The organism is Sediminibacterium sp. FW305-C-269 (assembly GCF_058231045.1).
The window spans coordinates 1-18,184 of sequence record NZ_JBIQXQ010000004.1; the positions used below are offsets into that span (position 1 = coordinate 1).

The following is an 18,184-nucleotide window of genomic DNA, read 5'->3' on the forward strand; positions in this document are numbered from 1 at the left end:
TTTTCCAGGTTGCCGGCATAGGTCAAAGCATCCAGGTTGATGATCCGGTAATCCGGGTATTTGTTCACCAGTAAACGTACCACATGGGAACCAATGAATCCTGCTCCGCCTGTGATCAATACATTCCTGCTCATATTTGAATAACATTAAATGAGAAGCAAAATAAAGGAATAGCTTGAATCTTTGCTTTATTCAGGTTTATTTCTTAAGAATTGATAATGGATATCATCCTAAAATTCATTTCTGTAGATGGTCTATTAAAGCGTTCGCAGGATTCTCTTAGTAAGTTTTTCTTATTTTGCATATTCAATCAGTCATAAGTAATTGCAGGTTGATTAATTGCAGGTATCCTGCAGGAATGGCCAGCATCAAAAATCAGCGTTTCAAAAAACTTACATGAAAAAAGCCTTAATAACCGGTATAACGGGTCAGGATGGCGCTTATCTGGCAGAATTATTATTAAAAAAGGGCTATGAAGTGCATGGCATCAAACGCAGGACATCCCTGATCAATACAGAAAGGATCGATCCTTTTTACGAGGATCCGCATATCCCGCACCGGCATCTTTTTTTGCATTATGGCGACCTGACAGACTCCACTAACCTGATCCGTATCATCCAGGAAGTGCAGCCGGACGAAATTTATAATCTCGCCGCAATGAGTCATGTGAAAGTGAGTTTTGAAACACCTGAATATACGGCAGATGCAGATGGGATCGGTACCCTCCGCATCCTGGAAGCCGTTCGTTTATTGGGCTTGGCCAAAAAAACAAAAATATACCAGGCGTCTACCTCTGAACTATATGGACTGGTTCAAGCGGTTCCCCAAAACGAAACCACGCCTTTTTACCCCCGTTCGCCCTATGCGGTAGCTAAACTTTATGCCTACTGGATCACAGTGAACTACCGCGAAGCCTATGGCATGTTTGCCTGCAATGGCATCCTGTTCAACCATGAATCTCCCTTACGCGGCGAGACTTTCGTGACCCGTAAGATCACCCGTGCCGTTGCCAAAATTGCATTGGGTTTACAGGATACCCTCTACCTCGGCAACCTCGACGCCAAACGCGACTGGGGCCATGCCAAAGACTATGTGGAAGGTATGTGGCGCATCCTCCAGCAGGATACCCCCGAGGATTTTGTACTGGCCACCGGCATCACCACCCCTATCCGCGATTTTGTGAAAATGGCTTTTGCTGAAATAGGCGTGGAACTGGCTTTTGAAGGAACAGCGGAGAACGAAGTTGCTAAAGTGGTTGCCTGCAAAGGCAAATACCAGGTTCCTATCGGCCAGGCCGTAGTAAAAGTGGATCCCCGCTACTACCGCCCCACCGAAGTGGACCTCCTGATCGGAGACCCCACCAAAGCCAAACAAAAACTTGGCTGGACCCCCCAATACACCCTCGCCCAAATGGTCACCGAAATGGTCGCCAGTGACATACGTCTATTTGAGAAGGATGAGTTTTTGAAGAAGAATGGGTTTGATGTGAAGAATGAATTCGAGTAGAAAACATGCTACGAAGCCCGTCATTCCGATCCCGCCCTCGGCGGGGAGGAATCTCTTGAAGATGAGTAGTCGTTTATTAGAATGGTTGTAAGCAGGTAATCTAAATGAGGTCCACATTTCCGCTTTAACAGGAATCGGAATGGCGGGATTGCCAAAATTGAACTTCCGTTTCCCACAGGTCCAACCAGTCGGGATTGGTGCTTGCGATCAAAAGCTCTTTTTTATGACGGTTCCACTTTTTCACTTGTTTTTCCCGGGCAATGGCTTCCCCAATGGTACTGAATAATTCATAGAATACGAGGTTAGTGAGTTGGTATCTGGCGCTGAAGCTTTTGCGATAGAACTTGTTCCTGTGTTGCTGAACCCGAATGAAAAGGTTTGAGGTCACGCCAATATAAAGGGTGGTTTTGTTTTTATTCGTCATGATATAGATACATCCAACTGATCGCATACTTTTTGGCAAGTTACAGGATCGCTTTTTTGATAGGTTAGGTGTTTATACGGGTGATTTGTACTGGGGAAGTATACAATTTGGGAACTGTGGTGATCAAGGAAAGGGTTTTGGAAGGAATAGCGGTTTAATCGACATGAGATTTCTCCCCGCCGATGGCGGGATCGAAATGACGCGTTTTTTAAGAAAAATTGGTTTAATGGAAAAAGGAGCTAAAATTTATATCGCCGGCCACCGAGGAATGGTAGGAAGTGCTATTGAACGGAGACTTCGGGCAGAGGGATATGTGAATATCGTTACCCGGACTTCCCAGGAACTGGACCTCCGCAATCAGCAGGCAGTGAATGATTTCTTTGCGGCAGAGAAGCCGGACTATGTATTTCTGGCAGCGGCCAAAGTGGGGGGCATCGTGGCCAATAATACTTACCGGGCTGAATTTATCTATGAGAACCTAATGATAGAGAGTAACATTATCCATGCATCTTATGTACATGGCGTTACTAAATTATTGTTCCTGGGCTCATCCTGTATCTATCCCAAACTGGCGCCTCAGCCTTTGAAGGAAGAATACCTGTTGTCTGGATATCTGGAGCAAACCAATCAACCCTATGCCATCGCTAAGATCGCGGGTATTGAATTGTGTGATGCTTACCGGGCCCAGTATGGATGCAATTTCATTTCGGCCATGCCTACCAACCTGTATGGTCCCAATGATAATTATGATCTGGAGAAGTCGCATGTGTTGCCGGCCCTGCTGCGCAAATTCATTACGGCCAAAAGGGAACAAGCACCCGAAGTGATCCTCTGGGGCTCCGGTACACCCCTGCGCGAATTTCTGCACGTAGATGACCTGGCCGATGCCTGCCTGTTCCTGATGAACCGGTACCACGAAAAAGGCCTGGTGAATGTAGGAGTAGGAGTGGACATCAGTATTCTCGAACTGGCCCAGCTCATCAAGAAGATCGTGGGGTATGAAGGCAACATCACCCTCGACCCATCCCGCCCCGACGGCACCCCGCGCAAACTGATGGATGTTTCCAAGTTGGTCAATCTGGGATGGAACGCTTCTATTATGTTGGAAGAAGGTATAGAGAGGGTATATGAGGAGGTAAAGATTTTGAAATGGGATTAGGTGAGTATGCATTTAGAATGTTGGCGTATTGACTTTTTGGACGCTTGCCTTCGGTAAATGGTTTGTGGGTATCCGGTTTTCTTATAAAGTTGATCTTGTAACTTTCCTATACATCCTGAGTTACTACGGGGGTGTTCTTAGTGATTCCTGTAACACTCTGCTGGCAGTAGATATCAAGTATATCTGTCTTCCAGCGATTTTGGAAACCCTGATGAGTTCCCTGGGTATTTGTATAATTACGCGGCTGTTTAGAAAATGGGTAGATCAGAGAAATGTTCCCCGAAAGCGGCTTTTTGCATTTGGACTTTGACTTTGGCTCTAGACGAAAGTGAGATTTTTACATCGTGGCTGCCTGAGTATGTTCATGTAACTAAAGTCCAAATTACTAACAACATGGGATTATTCTGATTGGTTCGTAAAAACACTTGTTTTTAGTAGTTTTTTCAGTTGACTTGCTTCAATCGAAATCGAGGGCATATATTTGATTTTTATTATAATCATTTACCAATAATTTTTTATGAGGATAGCAGTCATCGGAACAGGGTATGTTGGATTGGTAACAGGCACTTGTTTTGCAGAAACAGGTAATAAAGTGGTATGTGTTGATATTGACCAGGAGAAAGTAAACAAGTTGGCGGCAGGTGAAATCACAATCTATGAGCCTGGTCTAGAAAAAATCTTCCTGCGTAACCTGAGAGAAGAAAGATTGGTCTTTACTGCCCGATTGGCCGACGGGATAAAGGATGCTGAAATCGTTTTCCTTGCATTGCCTACTCCTCCTGGAGAAAATGGAGCTGCAGATTTGCGGTATGTATTAGGGGTGGCTGATGAAATTGGAAAATTACTGTCCGATTATAAAGTAATCGTTGATAAAAGTACAGTGCCAGTAGGTACAGCTGCAAAGATAAAAAATGTGATTGCAGCCCATTGCTCTGTAGAATTTGATGTGGTAAGTAATCCTGAATTTCTTAGGGAAGGAGTAGCAGTTGACGATTTTATGAAGCCTGATAGGGTTGTAATAGGGACCCGGTCAGAGCGTGCCCGTAAATTAATGAACGAGCTTTATGCACCCTTTGTTCGACAAGGTAACCCGGTAATTTTTATGGATGAAAACTCGGCCGAACTTACCAAGTATGCAGCTAATTCATTCTTGGCTACTAAAATATCGTTCATGAATGAGATTGCTCAGCTTTGCGAAAAATTTGGAGCCGATGTAGATATGGTAAGGAGAGGCATCGGTAGCGATGAGCGGATTGGTAAACGCTTTTTATTTCCAGGCATTGGGTATGGAGGGAGTTGTTTTCCCAAAGATGTTCAGGCTTTGATCCGGTCGGCGGAAGAGGAAAATTATGATTTTAAAATACTGAAAGCCGTTGAATCTGTGAATGCCGCCCAGAAAACCCATCTGGTATCAAAGATTAAAGATTATTTTAAAAATGACCTATCAGGCAAACATTTTGCCTTATGGGGACTGGCTTTTAAGCCCAATACTGATGATATCAGGGAATCTCCTGCACTGAGTATTATTGAGGCGATAATGCAAGAAGGTGCTACGATTACCGCTTTTGACCCGGAAGCCATGCCCAATGTAAAAAAAGTACTGGGTGAACAGATTGGTTATGCAAGCAGCCAATACCAGGCTTTAGAAGGCGCCGATGCTTTGATCATAGCTACAGAATGGAGTGAATTTCGTACACCCGATTTTGATATGATCAGCGGTAGGCTCAAGCAAAAACTGATTTTTGATGGAAGGAACCTCTTTGATACGAACCTGGTCAGAACCCTAGATTTCCACTATGAAAGTATCGGACGTCCGTAAAGCAAGAAATTAGTTACCTGATTTATACTACAGATATCCCTCCTCTCGGCAAAAGTGAGCCTTAAGTGATAGTATTTTATCGAGTAAAAATTATCACGTCACAGGCCAAGCGAATAATGCTTGTTTGAGCGAAGGTTTAAAGTCAAATCGCAGCGAAGATTCCGCTCTGCGGGAGATTAAAGACCAACAAGCTAATGCCACATCCGGATCTCTTCTTTCCCCATGATTATCAATCTTCTAAAAAAAACGTGCTTTCTTTTTTAAACCATCCCCTGTTCCTATATTTGCAACCACTGCACCTTTTCCCCCGCTGGGTGTTATTTGCAAATTTCAATTTAATGATATAGTATTCAATATTTGGCTATCCAGAGTCTTGGATGATACTTTTTAATTATATTATTAATAATAAGTATAATACGATTAATAAATAATATGTATATTTCAAGCATGCATCTTAGCCTTCAATAAAATGATGTAGTAAAAAACAGCCGGATTGTAGTGGGGGTATTAATAAAATTACATTAGCTTAGCTACTCAATAATAAGTCATTCTACTTCCTAACCTGGGGGTCAGAGTGGCGAAGCCGTTGTTTCACTACATATATTTAAGAGACTTTTGTTATTAAATCATCTCTTTTCTGGCAAAATACGCATTCGGCTGCTAACCAAGCTATTACTCAATCCTTCCAGTAAGGTATATTTACGGGGACTGGAAAAAGAATTGGGTGTGAGCAGCAATACGGTCCGTCTGGAACTAAAAAAGTTATCCGGCATGAAACTCATTGAAATGCAGGAAGAAGATGCCAAAGCCAAAGTCAAACATTATTCGGTCAATACAAGTCATCCATTGTTTGGTTCTTTACGGAATATCATTCTGCAACATGTAGGACTAGACCAGATTATCGAACAGATAATTGCCAAACTTGGGGATGTAGATAAAGTCTACCTCACTGGTGATTTGGCGCAAGGCAAAAATTCCAGTTTTATTGACCTGGTCATAGTAGGAAATATTGACAAAACCTATCTTCATAAACTGATTGATAAAGCAGAACCCCTGATTGGGAAAAAAATCAGGGTGGCTTTGTTTACGGTAGGTGAATTTAAGGATGAGCATTTAATGGACTTGGGGGTGGTGATTGATTTGATAGAGGGTTAGATTCTCTTCATTTGAAAACCCGCTGAGGAGCTATAAGCAGGCTCATGTTTTTTTAAATATTGTTATATCCGGATCAGGGTATTGTGAACATGTATAAAATACATCATCCGGACTTAAGTGCTATTCTAATCACGGCTTTTAAAAATACAGCAACAATAGATTATGTATAAATTTTTCAAAATCTTGTTTGTCTTACTGTTACTATTGGGTGGTGCGGAATTATTGCAAGCGCAGGATTTATTAAAAGGTAAGGACCTGAGCCAGCTTCGTGTAGATCAGTTAAGCGATGCGGATATTGCTAAACTGAAGGCTCAGTTAGCCAGTTCGGGTATGACTATTGATCAGGCCGAGCAGACTGCATTGGCAAAAGGTATGTCTGCTGCAGAATTTACCAAATTGAAACAGCGTTTAGAAACAGGTGCAGGGATTAATAAGGACGGTGCGGGGAAATTAAAAATGGATAAAAACTCTGCAGAAAAAAAGGATAATAGTTCTGATTCTCTGAATACCGGAAAGTATAACGATCAGTCTCCGAAAACTCTGGTCGACCCTCTGATTTTTGGCTCTGAATTATATACTTCGGTATCTCCAAGTTTTGAACCCAATATGAAACTGGCTACTCCATTAAATTATGTGTTGGGGCCGGACGATCAGATCCTAGTTTCTGTGTATGGGGTACAGCAATATGAGGGTGATCTGCTTGTATCTGCGGAGGGGTTTGTCAATATACCAAACGTGGGACAGGTTAAAGTGGCGGGTTTAACGATTGAAGCGGCAACGCAGAAAATAAAAATGGTGATGGGTAATACGGTGTATGGTTACCTGAAATCGGGAGGTGCTAAATTATCAGTTACACTAAGTAAGATCCGTAGTATTAAAGTACTGATCATCGGAGCTAATCGGCCAGGTAATTACACGCTTTCATCCTTATCTACCGTATTTAATGCCTTATATGTTGCAGGTGGTCCCACGGCTTTCGGTAGTTTTCGTGCGATAGAGCTAATTCGTGATAACAAACTCCTACGTAAGATTGATTTATACCGTCTCTTGTTACATGGGGATCAATCAGACAATATTGGTTTGAAGGATAATGATGTGATCCGGATCCCAGCATATCAGACCCGTGTTGAATTGAGAGGACAGGTCAAACGACCCGGTTATTTTGAAGTATTGCTTGGTGAAGATTTTCAACAAATACTTGCTTTTGCATCGGGTTTTACCGATACCGCCTACCGGAAATCGGTAAAATTATTCCAGCGTAACGAAAAGGAAAGAAAATTGGTCGATTTGGAAGCTACTGCTTATAAAAGCTATCATCCACAAGCAGGGGATGTCTTTGTAGTATCTAAAATTTTAAACCGCTTCGAAAATAGAGTGAGTATCTCGGGTTCTGTTTTTCGGCCGGATGTGTATTCTCTGAGTCAGGGACTCAAAGTAGCAGACCTGATCAGGAAAGCGGATGGGTTGAAGGAAGACGCTTACGTTGGAAGGGGGCAAATACTTCGTTTAGAAGAGGACCTTACCCGCTCTATGGTTTCTTTTGATATCAAAAAAGCCTTGGCCAATGATCCGGTGCACAATCTTTTGTTGCAACGCGAAGATGAGGTTCTGATTAGTTCTATTCTGGATCTTCGGGACCCTTTTAAAGTAACTATCCAGGGCGAAGTACGATTACCCGGTCAATATGAATATGTAGAGAACCTGAGTTTGAAAGACCTGATCTTACAAGCGGGTGGATTTACTGATGCGGCTTTTAAAAAGATTGAGATCGCCCGTTTGATCAAACGCGATTCTATTGCTGTGACTGATAATCGGGCAAGTACCATCATTAATACGGAAATAGCCGGTGATTTGTCTTCCAGTGTTGCCAATATGATCCTGCAACCCTATGATGTCATTACCATACGCCGCAAAGCTGGATATACCATGCCGGAAACGGTTATTGTAGTTGGCCAGGTGCAATACCCAGGACCTTATGTTTTGAACAACCGCAATGAACGGGTGAGTGATATTTTGAGAAGGGCTGGTGGTTATACGCCAGACGCGTATCCCGAAGGAGCCTATCTGAGACGATATAAAAACGAAGAAGAAAAAGCAAAATCCAAGGATGTGGCCCGTAACGTGGAAAAAAATATCAAGGACACGTCAGCAACTACTAAAAAAATGCTAGTAGAAGATATTATACGTGAATATGACCAAATACCGCTGGATATTCCATCAATTCTCTCTTCACAAGGCTCTATTGAAGATTTGATAGTTCGGGCAAAAGACGAATTGGTGATCCCGAAATTTGATGGTCAAGTGAAGATTAGTGGGGCTGTATTAATGACGACTCAAGTACCTTATCAGCAAAAAAACAGGCTTAAAAATTATATTTCTGATGCCGGAGGTTTTAGCGGGGAAGCTTGGCGTAAAAAAACCTATGTAGTATATGCCAATGGTAAAGCGGCCACTACTAAACATTTTTTATTCTTTCAGGTTTACCCAAAAATAATGCCAGGATGTGAATTGATTGTTCCGAAGAAAATAGAGAAGAAAAGGATGACTACGGGAGAGATTATTGGTATTTCTAGCGCATTGGCGAGTTTGGCAGGAGTAGTCATAGCCATTCTACGTTTGTAATATACATGCAATAAAGGTCCTATTATAATTTCTGTAATCGCATATCCAAGAATGTTTTATGAATTCAGATCAAATAAAATATCAAGATTCAAATACTGGTGATGAGATCTTATTAAAAGATCTGATTAGCAATATAGCTTTGTTCATAAAATATCTTAAAAAGAAATGGTTGGTTCTTTTTGCTGGTTCATTTATGTTGGCTGCTGTAGCAGGTGGATATGCATTTTTGCAAAAATCCAAATATGTAGCAGCGCTATCATTTGTATTAGAAGAGGAGAAAGCATCAACCGGAGGGGGGCTAAGCAGTATTGCCAGCCAATTCGGAATCGATATGGGCAACAGCTCGAGTGGTGTATTCAGTCAGGCGAATCTTATCGAGTTGATTAAATCCAGGGAGTTGATTGAAAATGCCCTGATAAAAAAAATTGTATTTAAAGGTAAAACGACAACACTTGCTGATATATACCTAGACTCTAGTGACTTACGAAAAGGTGTTAAGCAACAGATTCCCAAAGATTATTTTTTGAGTCAACCTGATAAGGAGCAATTTTTGCCGGAACAGGCTACACTTCTCCGTACGATGTATAAATCTGTTTTCAGCAACCTGGATGTTGCGCCAAAAGATAAGAAGACATCTATTATTGTGGTTGAGTTTAAAAATCCCAACGAAACTTTTTCAAAGCTTTTTGTAGACAACCTTGTACAAACTGTTTCGGATTTTTATATCAAAACAAAAAGCCAGAAATCACAAATAAATGTGGAAATACTCGAAAGGCAGGTAGATTCATTGCGTGCCAGTTTGAATTCTGCAATTTCGGGCGTTGCTCTCACTGTCGAGAATACTTTTAATGCCAATCCTGCCCTGAGCCTAATTAAAACACCTTCTGTCCGCCGACAGATCGATGTACAAACGAACTCTGCGATGCTGGCTCAGGTGATGGGAAGTCTTGAAATGGCTAAAATATCATTGCGAAAAGAGACACCCTTGTATTTTATCTTAGACAGACCGGTGTTTCCTTTATTGCGAGAAAAACCTTCAACCATCAAGTATTTTTTTGTAACAGGTATAATTACCTTTTTCCTAATATCGTTCATATTGGGAATTCGTTTTTTCTGGAAACACTCCAACAATAATTAATTAAGTACTTCAATCAATAAAGATGTTAGAAAAAAAAACAGTCCTCATAACTGGAGGAACAGGTTCTTTCGGTAAGGCTTTTGTTAAGACAATATTGAAACAATGGCCGACGGTAAAGAAGCTCATTGTTTATTCTCGTGATGAACAGAAGCAGTTCCAGATGGCGCAGGAGTATCCTCATGCAAAGTATCCCAACCTGAGATTTTTTATTGGAGACGTACGGGACTATGAGCGTTTAAAACGGGCTTGCCAAGATGTGGATTATATTATCCATGCTGCAGCAATGAAACATGTTTCTATCGCCGAGTACAATCCGGATGAATGTATCAAAACCAATATCGGTGGTGCGGAAAATATTATCAGGGCTGCATTAGAGACAAAGGTTCAGAGAGTTGTAGCATTGTCAACAGACAAGGCATGTGCTCCGGTTAACCTTTATGGAGCAACCAAGCTTACATCTGATAAATTGTTTATAGCTGCAAATAATATTAAAGGTGACAGAGATATTCGATTTTCAGTAGTACGTTATGGAAATGTGATGGGCTCGAACGGGTCTGTTATTCCTTTCTTTCTTAAGAAACGTAGCTCTGGTATTTTACCAATAACAGATCTTGAAATGACCAGGTTTAATATTTCTCTGGAGGATGGCGTTGGGATGGTATTGTATGCTATGGAGCATGCATTTGGCGGAGAACTTTTTATTCCTAAGATTCCGTCTTACCGGATTACCGATCTTGCTCATGCAATTGCGCCGGAATGTGAAAAGGAGGTAGTAGGAGTGAGGCCCGGGGAAAAAATTCATGAAGAAATGATCAGTATTTCTGATTCATTTACGACCTATGATATCGGTAAATATTTCGTAATCCTTCCACAGGCTTCAAATTATAAGTTTGAAGAATTTAAAATTAAGTATAATGCTCAAAAAGTACCGGCAGGATTTTTTTATAATTCAGGGTCCAATACCGAATGGCTCAACGTAGACGAGTTAAGGTCTCTTATCAAAAGGCATGTTGATCCGACTTTTGACGAAACGTACAACTGTTAAGGAACTGAAAAGTGAATATGGTGACGAAGAATAATAAATCCAGGAAAGAGGTTCGATTGATTAGAAAGTTATTTTCTATCCTTTCTTCAAAAGAAAGAAAAGATGCGATTGTATTATTGGGTATGTTGATCGTAGGTATGCTCCTCGAAATGCTCAGTTTGGGTATGGTCATTCCAATGATCATTGCTATGACAAAAATTGAGACACTGGTCGGTAATAGCACATTTAGAAACATACTCGATTTTTTAGGAAAACCCACACAATCACAAATCATATTGATCCTGCTTGGGGTAATGGTACTGGCCTATCTGGCTAAGACAGGATATCTTCTTTTCCTGACCTGGAAACAATCGAGATTCGCACAACGGATTTCTATGAATCTTTCACGAAGGCTGTTTGAAGGGTATCTTCGCCAGTCATATTCTTTTCACATACAGCGGAATTCTTCTGCTTTATACAGGAATGTACTTGGTGAAGTTGACCTGTTTACTTCGGTAATTCAGGCTATATTGCTGCTGCAGACAAATATTTCTATTTTCCTGGGTATATTTATAAGTATCTTCATTGTAGAACCTGCCGGTGCGTCACTTATTTTCTCCTTTTTCTTTGTCTTTGCATTTGTTTATTTCAAACTCATAAAAAAGCGACTCGTGGTATGGGGAAATAAAAGACAGTACCATGATACATTACGTTCCAAACATCTGATGCAGGGATTAAATGGCGTTAAGGACATCAAGATACTTGGCCGTGAGAATTTCTTTATTCGCCAGTTTGAATTCCACAATAGCGAATCTTTTGGAATTGGTATTAAAGTAAACGTATTTCAACAGGTACCGAGGCTCTTGCTTGAATTATTGGCAATTATTGGATTGGCCTTATTCTTGGCATTTATCATTATGATAGGCAGACCCCTGCATTTATTGCTTCCTATAATCGGTATTTTTGTAGCCGCAGCGTTCCGCCTGGTTCCAGCCATTGGTTCAGTAATGAGCGCAATACAGACAATGAGATATGCCGATTCGGTTATCAACTTAATGTATAACGAGGTTCGGTCATTCGATGAGATATCGGAAACACCGGAATCAGGTATTGATATAACTTTTCGTCAGGCAATCAGGTTCAACAACGTTTCTTTCGGGTATCCGGGAACAGCGGTTAAGTTACTAGATAACGTATCACTTTGTATAAAGAAAAATGATATGATTGGGCTGATTGGTGAGAGTGGTGCAGGTAAGAGCACAATGGCTGATCTGCTGCTTGGTTTTTATCATCCTGACAGCGGTTCTATTGAAATTGATGAAACTGATATTGCCACCAGTATGCGTAAATGGCAGAAGCAGATCGGATATGTGCCACAGACTATTTACCTTACAGATGATACCATTGCCGCCAATATAGCATTCGGAGTAGCAAAGGACGAAGTGGATATGACTGCCTTGCAGAACGCAGTCGATATCGCCCAGTTGAACCAGTTTGTTAATGAATTGCCGGATGGCATTAATTCTATTGTTGGTGAACGTGGTGTAAGAATATCCGGAGGGCAAAGACAGAGGATTGGTATTGCCCGGGCTTTGTACCATAATCCGGAAGTGCTGATTCTAGATGAAGCCACAAGTGCGTTGGATATAGAAACAGAAAAATGGGTAATGCAGGCAATAAATGAATTGCAACATAACAAGACGATTATAATAATCACACATAGACTCAGCACGGTTGAAAGATGTGACATGGTGTATAAACTGGAAAAGGGGAGATTGAAGCAGGTAGAAGTTTCGATGACAGACGCTGATGTTTTGCCATCATAATTAAGAAATAATATGATTGATAAAATTCCTTACGGAAAACAAGACATAACATCAGAGGATCTGCAGGCAGTAACTTCTGTTCTTACAGGAGAATTTCTGACACAAGGTCCTGCCGTTTCGATATTTGAAAATGAGTTTGCAGCATATGTAGGAGCAAAGTATGCTGTCGCTGTATCAAATGGAACAACTGCATTGCATCTTTGTGCGCTTGCACTTAATGTTAATAAGGATACTAATGTAATTACGACCCCCATAACGTTTGCAGCATCGGCCAATTGTGTTCGCTATTGCGGCGGGTCGGTTTATTTTGCAGATATCGATAAAGAGAGCTTCGTGCTTGATATAGCAAAAACTGAAGAGCTTATTTTATCAAAACCTGCTGGTTTTTTTTCTGGGATCATACCGGTGGATTTTGCTGGTTTTGCAGCGAATATGGAAGCATTTCGGGAATTGGCAGACAGGCATAATCTATGGATCATAGAAGATGCGTGCCATTCTCCCGGTGGTTTTTTCATAGATAAAAAAGGTCAAAAGCAATATTGTGGATCGGCAGGACTCGCTGAATTTTGTGCTTTCTCTTTCCATCCTGTCAAGCATATCGCTTGTGGGGAAGGTGGGATGATTACTACAAACGATGAAACATTGTATAAAAAACTTCTTTTACTGCGAACACATGGGATTACCAGGGATCCTTCGCTACTAGAACATAACGAAGGCGGATGGTGGTATGAGATGCAGGAATTGGGATATAATTACCGGCTGACAGATTTTCAGGCTGCTTTGGGCTCTTCACAGTTGAAACGTGCAGAGCTGGGATTGGCTAGGCGGAGAGAAATTGCGGAAAGATACCAGTCCGCTTTCACGGATAAGCCATACATTCTGGGGCAGTCGGGCGTAGTTGAAGGCCATGCTTATCACCTGTATGTCATAAGAATTGAAAAGAGAAAGGAACTATATGATTACCTGAAGCAAAAGAATATATATTGTCAGGTACATTACATACCTGTACATACCATGCCCTATTACAAACGATTATCTGAAGAAAATGTGAGCATGCCGGTTGCTGAGCAATACTATAGTGAATGCCTCAGTTTGCCTATGTATCCCACACTTACAAATGAACAACAGGATTATGTAATCAGGGAAATCGATCTTTTCTTCAACTCTTTATAACTGCTTATAACTATAAAACACAACCATGGCTAAACACGAAAACATTCAAGAAGACTTTTGGTCATCAGATTTTGGTAAAAATTACAGTGACAGGAACTCATTTCTGACTAACGAGAACTGGGATCAGATTTATGTTGAAACATGGGGGCATACCAAGATAGAAATTAATGACTCTGTTATGGATGCACTGCCCCGCGACATCAGGATACTAGAAGTGGGATGTAATATCGGGCTGCAGTTAAAAGGGTTTCAACGAATGGGGTTTAACCACCTGTATGGGATAGAACTACAGGACTATGCTGTTGAAAAAGCAAAACAAATAACAGAAAATATCAATATTATTCAGGGATCCGGGTTTGACCTGCCGTTTAAAGACGGTTTTTTCGATCTGGTTTGTACGAATGGCGTACTTATTCATATCAGTCCTGAAAATCACTATGGTTTTATGTCAGAAGTGGTCAGATGCTCTAAGAAGTTTGTTATAGGTTGGGAGTATTTTTCTGAAAAAATTGAACAGATCGACTATAGGGGTAATGCCGGGTATTTATGGAAAGCGGATTTCGCCCAAATCTATATGGACTCTTTCAGCGAACTGGAAATAGTCAAACGGGTAAAATTCCCTTATATCAAAGAAGAAATGAAAGGGAACGTCGACGAGATGTTCCTGCTGCAAAAAAAAGGCAGTTAATGAACCCCCGGGTTTTTATCAGAGCAGATGGAAATGAAACGATCGGACTGGGACACGTGTACAGATGCCTGGCATTGAGTCAAATGCTTGCTACTGATTTTGAATGCTGCCTGGTCGTCAAAGAAAACCCGGTTTTAGTCTCAATTATCCAGTTACACAATATATCTATCCGGCTGATACGAGCGGACATTCCAGAAGACGAAGAAATCCAACTGTTGCAGGAAATGATTCCACAAAGGTCGGATATCCTCGTTTTGGATGGTTACCAGTTCGAGGCCCCTTACCAGTCGGTATGTAAAGAAGCAGGAATAAAGGTTGTTGTGATAGATGATCTTTGTAGGGATCGATTCTTTGCAGATCTGCTTATTAACCATGGGGGCGAGTTGCTTAGAAGTAGCTATGAGGAAAAAACCCAGGCAAAGTTGCTCCTGGGATTTGACTACCTGATGCTTCGCCAGGAATTTTTCTCCAGGCAATTGACAAAATCGATTGATTCTGAAGTAGGTGTTGTGTTCATTTGTTTTGGTGGAGCGGATCCTTTCCGGGTAACTACAAAAGCGATTCGGGCAGCATTCCGGTCAGGATTTATTCAACGTGTTATAGTCGTTGCAGGTGCAGCTTACCAGGATTGGAATTCTTTAAATGAGTTAAAGGCAGATCTGAAAGAAAAGCTCGAAGTGCACAAATCAGTAACAGCCGAACAGATGGTAAAACTGATAGCTGGTGCACAGCTGGCTATATGCCCTGCAAGCAGTATTTCTCTGGAAGTTTGCAGCGTTGGTACCGGCCTTCTTACAGGTACGGTAATTGATAATCAAAACGCAATACACCTCCAGTTACTGGGAAAAGGTTGTGCTGTATCTGCGGGTGATTTTCGTGAGATTAACGAAGATCAATTAGCCTCTTGTATCCGGGATATTTTTGAGCGTAACCTGATCGGATTAATGAAAAAGAAACAACTGGAAGTAGTGGATGGATTGTCTGGTCATAGGCTGGTAAAAGAGTTTCAGATATTATCGGGATCATGAGCACCGGATTTACATATGGACTGCTTGTTAGCGGTAATCTTGGATACACGTGTTTAAGGGAAGTGTGTGAATGGGTTACCCCTGTTTTCGTGTTTACAGACAGGAATTCCCATGAGATCACAAACTTTTGCGTTGAAAAAAATATTCCTGTTTTCCAGGGCAACCCCAGGCAAGGGAAAGGATTCTCTTTTATTGTCGGGTTCAAGGTTGATGTACTTCTGTCGGTGAATTATCTTTTCTTGATAGAAAAGGATATACTTTCCAGACCTGCGAGGTTTGCTATTAATTTTCATGGGTCCTTACTACCCAAATACCGAGGCAGAACGCCACATGTATGGGCCATCATAAACGGGGAAGAAACGACAGGCATTACCGCTCATCTTATGACTGAGGGATGTGATGAAGGGGATATTGTGGCTACCGAACTATTGCCGATCACACAACAGGATACAGGTGCTGATATATTGAAAAAATATTTCAGGCATTACCCTTTGCTCATAAAAATGGTTGTGGATAAAATTGAGAATGATACGCTACAGCCTGTACCACAGAATGAAAATGAAGCAACCTATTTTGGAAAAAGAACACCTGCAGATGGAGAGATAATATGGTTATGGGATAAATCGCGAATCCGGAACTGGATTCGGGCCCAGGCCAGACCGTACCCTGGTGCCTTTACGTACTATGAAGGACAGAAAGTAACTATTCACAGGTGTGATTTTGATAACATGGGGTTTCACTATCAGGACGAAAATGGACTGATATTGCAGGGCGGGCATCACCCGGTGGTTAAAACTGCAAACGGAGCTATTCGATTATCGGAGATAGAATCAGAAACCCCCATTTACTTTGAAAAAGGAAAAGTTTTCCATGAAAGAAATTAATATAGGCGGAATACAGATCGGAGCAGATCATAAGCCCTTTGTCATTGCAGAAATGAGCGGCAATCATAATCAGTCGCTGGACAAAGCACTCTCAATTGTGGACGCTGCAGCGGATGCTGGAGCTCACGCAATAAAATTGCAAACGTATACGCCGGATACACTTACAATTGACGTATCGCATAATGAGTTTTTTATCTCTGATTCAAAATCATTATGGAGCGGTCGTTCCCTGTATGACCTATACAAAGAAGCTTACACTCCTTGGGAATGGCATCGGGCCATTTTCGATAGGGCAAGGGAGCGAAACGTTATTTGTTTCAGCACGCCATTTGATGATACGGCTGTCGATTTCCTCGAAAATCTCGATGTGCCCGCTTATAAGATCGCTTCCTTTGAGAACAATCATCTTCCCTTATTAAAAAAGGTGGCTGCAACGGGAAAGCCGGTTATTATGTCAACGGGTATTTCGACCTTAGCTGACCTGGAAATGGCAGTTAAGACACTAAAAGAAAATGGATGCACCCAATTGATATTACTGAAATGTACCAGTACTTATCCGGCTACTCCTATCAACACAAACTTGGCAACGATCCCGCACATGGCAGCCATGTTTGATTGCCATGTAGGATTGTCAGACCATACTATGGGCACAGGCGTTGCTGTGGCTTCTGTGGCGTTAGGTGCGAGGGTAATAGAAAAGCATTTCACTCTCGACAGATCGGAAGGTGGGGTAGATGCCTCGTTCTCCCTGGAGCCATCAGAGTTCAAGGCGCTGGTTCAAGAAACAGAAAGGGCTTTTGAAGGAATAGGTAAAGTACATTATGGAATTTTGCCAGATGAAATGAAAAGTAAAACGTTTAAACGTTCTATTTATATTGTCAAGGATATTAACAAAGGAGAGGTTCTGACGGAAGAAAACATCAGGATCATCAGGCCTGGTCTGGGTCTGGCGCCGAAATATTTCGACATTGTTCTAGGAAAAACGATTAATCAATCCGTTCAGAAAGGAACGGCGTTAACATTTGAATTGCTTAGTTAGATGGAAAGTTGTCTGGCAATTATCACTGCCCGCGGAGGCAGTAAACGCATACCCAGGAAAAACATGAAAAGTTTTCTTGGTAAACCCATTATCCAGTATTCCATCGAATCAGCTCTGTCTTCGGGCTGTTTTTCAGAAGTAATGGTTTCGACTGATGATAATGAAATCGCTGATTTTTCGAAATCGAAGGGAGCGTCAATTCCTTTTCTCCGTTCAAGTGGCACTTCAGGTGATTTTTCTACAACAGCTGATGTGATAAAGGAGGTATTACTGCAATATAAACAGATCAATAAAACGTTTGAATATTGCTGCTGTATCTATCCTACAGCACCATTTATTACCGGTGATAGATTACAGACCGCATTTTCTATGCTGAAGGAAAAGCGGGCAGATTCTGTGGTTCCCGTGGTACGTTTCGGTTTTCCGATTTTCAGATCTTTTAAAATAGAAGATGGACTTGTGAAAATGAACTGGCCGGAGTATATGAATTCTAGATCACAGGATCTGCCGCCGGCATTTCACGACTGTGGGCAGTTCTATTTTTTACGGGTAGAAAAGTTTCTCCAGACCAATCGTCTTTTTTCAGATTTTACGCTTCCGCTGGAAATGCCGGAATCAGAAGTGCAGGATATCGATAACGAAGAAGATTGGAAGATAGCTGAAATAAAGTATTCTTTTCTGCTTTCCAAAATATAAGAA

16 protein-coding genes are annotated in these 18,184 nt (G+C 41.4%); 14 read left to right on the top strand and 2 right to left on the bottom strand.

Translation table 11 applies throughout. The features are described from left to right. On the bottom strand, positions 1 to 134 hold a 134-nt coding region (locus tag ACH3Y6_RS13670), incomplete at its 3' end, for a GDP-mannose 4,6-dehydratase (protein ID WP_490834589.1). 262 nt (positions 135 to 396) lie between these two features. Here ACH3Y6_RS13670 and gmd point away from each other — a divergent pair. Next, positions 397 to 1,506 carry a GDP-mannose 4,6-dehydratase gene (gene gmd / locus ACH3Y6_RS13675; RefSeq protein ID WP_490836181.1) on the top strand — a complete coding sequence of 370 codons (1,110 nt, stop codon included), beginning with the start codon at positions 397 to 399 and terminating at the stop codon, positions 1,504 to 1,506. A gap of 124 nt (positions 1,507 to 1,630) precedes the next feature. Here gmd and ACH3Y6_RS13680 read toward each other — a convergent pair whose 3' ends face one another. Further along, positions 1,631 to 1,957 carry a GIY-YIG nuclease family protein gene (locus ACH3Y6_RS13680; protein ID WP_490836182.1) on the bottom strand — a complete coding sequence of 109 codons (327 nt, stop codon included), beginning with the start codon at positions 1,955 to 1,957 and terminating at the stop codon, positions 1,631 to 1,633. A 199-nt stretch (positions 1,958 to 2,156) separates the two neighbouring features. Between ACH3Y6_RS13680 and ACH3Y6_RS13685 the strand changes: the two genes are divergently transcribed. The 13 genes from ACH3Y6_RS13685 to pseF all read left to right on the top strand — a co-directional run bounded on the left by ACH3Y6_RS13685 (position 2,157) and on the right by pseF (position 18,181). Continuing rightward, positions 2,157 to 3,089, top strand: coding sequence for a GDP-L-fucose synthase family protein (locus ACH3Y6_RS13685; protein ID WP_490836183.1), 933 nt, complete (start codon positions 2,157 to 2,159; stop codon positions 3,087 to 3,089). 517 nt (positions 3,090 to 3,606) lie between these two features. Beyond that, positions 3,607 to 4,908: a UDP-glucose dehydrogenase family protein gene (locus ACH3Y6_RS13690; RefSeq protein WP_490836184.1), complete on the top strand. Its 1,302-nt coding sequence runs from the start codon at positions 3,607 to 3,609 to the stop codon at positions 4,906 to 4,908. A gap of 771 nt (positions 4,909 to 5,679) precedes the next feature. Beyond that, entirely contained in the window at positions 5,680 to 6,063 is a 384-nt protein-coding gene (locus ACH3Y6_RS13695) for a hypothetical protein (RefSeq protein ID WP_490836185.1), read from the top strand. A gap of 162 nt (positions 6,064 to 6,225) precedes the next feature. Continuing rightward, positions 6,226 to 8,685 (top strand): SLBB domain-containing protein, encoded by a 2,460-nt coding sequence (locus ACH3Y6_RS13700; protein WP_490836186.1) that lies wholly within the window; start codon positions 6,226 to 6,228, stop codon positions 8,683 to 8,685. Between the two features lie 58 nt (positions 8,686 to 8,743). After that, positions 8,744 to 9,823, top strand: a complete 1,080-nt coding sequence (locus ACH3Y6_RS13705) for a hypothetical protein (RefSeq protein ID WP_490836187.1) — start codon at positions 8,744 to 8,746, stop codon at positions 9,821 to 9,823. A gap of 22 nt (positions 9,824 to 9,845) precedes the next feature. Continuing rightward, the gene (gene pseB / locus ACH3Y6_RS13710; RefSeq protein ID WP_490836188.1) at positions 9,846 to 10,868 is read left to right on the top strand and encodes a UDP-N-acetylglucosamine 4,6-dehydratase (inverting); all 1,023 of its coding nucleotides are present in this window, start codon (positions 9,846 to 9,848) and stop codon (positions 10,866 to 10,868) included. A gap of 17 nt (positions 10,869 to 10,885) precedes the next feature. After that, on the top strand, positions 10,886 to 12,673 hold the full coding sequence (locus ACH3Y6_RS13715) for an ABC transporter ATP-binding protein (protein ID WP_490836189.1): 1,788 nt from the start codon (positions 10,886 to 10,888) through the stop codon (positions 12,671 to 12,673). A 12-nt stretch (positions 12,674 to 12,685) separates the two neighbouring features. Beyond that, complete coding sequence (gene pseC, locus ACH3Y6_RS13720; protein ID WP_490836190.1) at positions 12,686 to 13,846, top strand: UDP-4-amino-4,6-dideoxy-N-acetyl-beta-L-altrosamine transaminase; 1,161 nt, start codon at positions 12,686 to 12,688, stop codon at positions 13,844 to 13,846. Between the two features lie 25 nt (positions 13,847 to 13,871). Next, on the top strand, positions 13,872 to 14,534 hold the full coding sequence (locus ACH3Y6_RS13725) for a pseudaminic acid biosynthesis-associated methylase (protein WP_490836191.1): 663 nt from the start codon (positions 13,872 to 13,874) through the stop codon (positions 14,532 to 14,534). After that, positions 14,534 to 15,562: a UDP-2,4-diacetamido-2,4,6-trideoxy-beta-L-altropyranose hydrolase gene (gene pseG / locus ACH3Y6_RS13730; protein WP_490836192.1), complete on the top strand. Its 1,029-nt coding sequence runs from the start codon at positions 14,534 to 14,536 to the stop codon at positions 15,560 to 15,562. The genes ACH3Y6_RS13725 and pseG overlap by 1 nt, the downstream gene beginning before the upstream one ends. Then, entirely contained in the window at positions 15,559 to 16,446 is an 888-nt protein-coding gene (locus ACH3Y6_RS13735; RefSeq protein ID WP_490836193.1) for a methionyl-tRNA formyltransferase, read from the top strand. The genes pseG and ACH3Y6_RS13735 overlap by 4 nt, the downstream gene beginning before the upstream one ends. Further along, entirely contained in the window at positions 16,412 to 17,485 is a 1,074-nt protein-coding gene (gene pseI / locus ACH3Y6_RS13740) for a pseudaminic acid synthase (RefSeq protein ID WP_490836194.1), read from the top strand. The genes ACH3Y6_RS13735 and pseI overlap by 35 nt, the downstream gene beginning before the upstream one ends. Beyond that, entirely contained in the window at positions 17,486 to 18,181 is a 696-nt protein-coding gene (gene pseF / locus ACH3Y6_RS13745; RefSeq protein ID WP_490836195.1) for a pseudaminic acid cytidylyltransferase, read from the top strand. Positions 18,182 to 18,184: the final 3 nt, after the last annotated feature.